General features: G+C 71.5%; 2 protein-coding genes. Both read right to left on the minus strand.

Annotated elements, in window-relative coordinates:
• A partial coding sequence (gene nagE, locus J2728_RS22145) for an N-acetylglucosamine-specific PTS transporter subunit IIBC (RefSeq protein WP_310002363.1) occupies nt 1–1,499 on the minus strand: 1,499 nt, incomplete at its 3' end.
• A gap of 17 nt (nt 1,500–1,516) precedes the next feature.
• The coding region (gene ptsP, locus J2728_RS22150) for a phosphoenolpyruvate--protein phosphotransferase (RefSeq protein ID WP_310002364.1) at nt 1,517–3,214 on the minus strand (1,698 nt) is incomplete at its 5' end.

Consider the following 3,214-nt stretch of genomic DNA (forward strand, 5'->3'; position numbering starts at 1 on the left):
GCCTGGGACGGCTGGGCCTGAGCCTGATGCTGAGTCTGGGCCTGGGCCTTGGGCGGCGGGGCCCCGAGGGCGGCGCGGATCTCGCCGGCGACGGTGTCGGCGATGGGGCCCAGCACCACCTGCAGGGCCTTGTCGGAGGGACGGACGATCCCGCGCGCGCCCAGGGCCTTGAGGGCGGCCTCGTTGACCTGGGCTTGGTCGGCGACGATCAGGCGAAGGCGGGTGGTGCAGGCGTCGACGCTCTGGAGGTTGCCCGCCCCGCCCAGGGCCTGCGCGAAGTCGGCGCCGCGCCCGCCGCCGGTGGCGACGGCCTGGAGGGGCTGGGCCTCGTCGTCCTCGCGGCCGGGGGTCTTGAGATCGAAGCGGGCGATGGCCAGGCGGAAGAGGCCGTAATAGAGGCCGGCGTAGACCAGACCGATCGGGAGCAGCCACAGCGGCCGGCTGGCCTTGCCGAAGTTCAGCACATAGTCGAACAGGCCCGCCGAGAAGGTGAAGCCCAGCTTGACGTGCAGCACGTCCAGCAGCGCCATGGACACGCCCGTCAGGATGGCGTGGATCGCGTAGAGCGCCGGGGCCAGGAACATGAACGAGAACTCGATCGGCTCGGTCACCCCGGTCAGGAACGAGGTCAGGGCCAGCGAGGCCAGCATGCCGCCGACGGCCTTTTTCTTCTCGGGCTTGGCGGCGTGGTACATGGCCAGGCACGCGGCCGGCAGACCAAACATCATCACCGGGAAGAACCCGCTCATGAACGCCCCGGCGGTCGGGTCGCCGGCGAAGAAGCGCCGCAGGTCGCCGGTCGCGCCGTGATAGTCGCCGACCACGAACCAGGCGATGTTGTTGAGGATGTGGTGCAGGCCGGTGACGATCAGGATCCGGTTGAGGAACCCGAAGACCAGCAGGCCGATCTCGCCGGAGCCGACCACGGCCCGGCTGGCCGCGTCGACCCCGCCATTGATCGCGTCATAGCCAAGACCCAAGAGGACGGCGATCAGCAGGCCCGCCAGGCCCGAGACGATCGGCACGAACCGCCGGCCGCTGAAGAAGGCCAGGTACTCCGGCAGCTTGAAGCCGGAGAAGCGGTTGTAGAAGAGGCCGCCGATGATCCCGGAGATGATGCCGATCGGCACGCTGAGCTTGGCCAGCGCCTTGGCCTTGTAGGCGGCGCCGGCCAGATCCGCGTGGGCCTGGACGAGACCCGCCGTGACCTCGGCCGGGACATGCAGCAGGGCTTTCGCCCCCTCGACGGCGATCAGGAAGCAGACGACGCCGGCCAGACCCGCCGCGCCGTTGTTCTCGCGGGCCAGGCCCACGGCCACGCCGATGGCGAACAGCAAACCAAGGTTGGAGAAGATCGCATCGCCAGCGGCGGCCACGAAGCCGATGTTCAAGAGGTCCGGCTGGCCCAGGCGCAAGAGCAGGCCCGCCACCGGCAGCACCGCGATCGGCAGCATCAGGGCCCGGCCCAGCGGCTGGAGGATCTCGAGCGGAGACTTCATCCGGGACTTCATCGGGATCAGGCTCCGAGGGTGGATTGGACAAGCGCCCGGACCGCCTCGGGCGAGGTCTGGGCCAGGGCTTTGACGGCGAGCTCTTGGCAGGCCAGGAGATCCAGCGCGCGGACGCGGGCCTTGACCTCCGGAGCGATGGCGGCCGTGGTCGAGAGCTCGGTGACCCCCAGGCCCAGCAGGATCGGGGTGGCCGCGACATCCGAGGCCAGGCCGCCGCACACGCCGACCCAGCGGCCGTGCTTGGCCGCGCCCTGGCAGGTCTGGGCGATCATCCGCAGCACCGCCGGGTGCAGGGCGTCGATGCGCGCGGCCAGCTCCGGATTACCCCGGTCCATGGCCAGGACGTATTGGGTGAGATCATTGGTGCCGACCGAGAGGAAGTCGGCCTCGGCGGCGATCAGGTCGGCGGTCACGGCCGCCGCCGGGGTCTCGATCATCACCCCCAGTTCGACAGGGTCGGTGACGCCCAGCTCGCGCTTGGCCTCCTCCAGCACGGCCCGCACGGCGCGCAGCTCATCGAGGCTGGCGATCATCGGGACCATGATCTTGCACTGGCCCCCTTTTGACCCTTGGGGCGGGACGACCCGCAGGATGGCGCGCAGCTGGGTCTTCAGGAGGTGCGGCCGCCAGAGGCTGACGCGCACGCCGCGCAGGCCCAGCGCCGGGTTCTCCTCGGCCGGGATCGGCAGGTAGGGCGCGGCCTTGTCGCCGCCGACATCCAGCGTGCGCACGATCAGCGGCTTGCCTTGCAGCGCGTCGGCGATGGCCTGGTACTGGCTTGCCTGCTCGTCCTCGTCGGGCGGAGTCTGGCGGTCCAGGAACAGGAACTCGGTGCGCAGGAGGCCAGAGCCCTCCGCGCCGTTCTCGATCGCCGCCAGGGCGTCCTTGACCGAGCCGGTGTTGGCGAAGACCTCGATGCGGGTCCCGTCACGGGTGATGGCCGGGTCGTGGGCGGCGGCCTTGGCGGCGGCCTTGCGGGCCTGGCGGCCAGCCAGGGCCGTCTGGGCCGCTTCCAGGGCTGGCGCGTCGGGGGCCACGCGCAGGGAGCCGCCGTCGGCGTCGAGGATCAGGGCGGTTCCGTCGGCGATGCTCAGCGCCGCTCCGCCCAGCGCCACCAGGGCCGGGATGCCCATGGCCGCGGCCAGGATCGCCACGTGCGAGGTCGGGCCGCCCCGGGCGGTGGCGAAGCCGGCCACAACGCCAGGATCCGCGCCCATCAGCTGCGAGGGCAAAAGCTCGTCGGCCAGCAGGATCGAGCCTGGCGGCAGGATCGTGGCCTCGTCGTCTTCGCCCGCCAGCGCGCGCAGCACCTGGCGTTCGAGGTCGATCAGGTCGTCGACCCGCTCGGCCATCCGGCGATCGCCCAGAGCCCGCAGCGCCTCGACATAGCCGCGCACCGCCGATCGCCAGCCAAAGCCGGCGCTCTTGCCCGCCGCGATCAGGCTCTTGGCCTGGGCGAGAAGCTCGGGATCGTCGAGGAAGGCCAGGTGGGCGGCCCGGATCGCCTTGCGGGCCTTGTCGCCTTTGGAGGCGCTGGCCTCGATCTTGGCGCGGACCTTGTCCAGCGCCGCCAGCAGCGCGGTCTCTTCGTGGGCCGCGCCCTCACCCTGCTCGCGCACGGCGATGTCGGACGAGGCCAGGCGCACGGCCTTGCCGATCGCCAGGCCCGGCGCGGCCAGCACGCCCTTCAGCACCCCGTCGGC

It is taken from the genome of Caulobacter segnis (assembly GCF_031454995.1).
Classification (GTDB): Bacteria; Pseudomonadota; Alphaproteobacteria; order Caulobacterales; family Caulobacteraceae; genus Caulobacter; species Caulobacter segnis_E.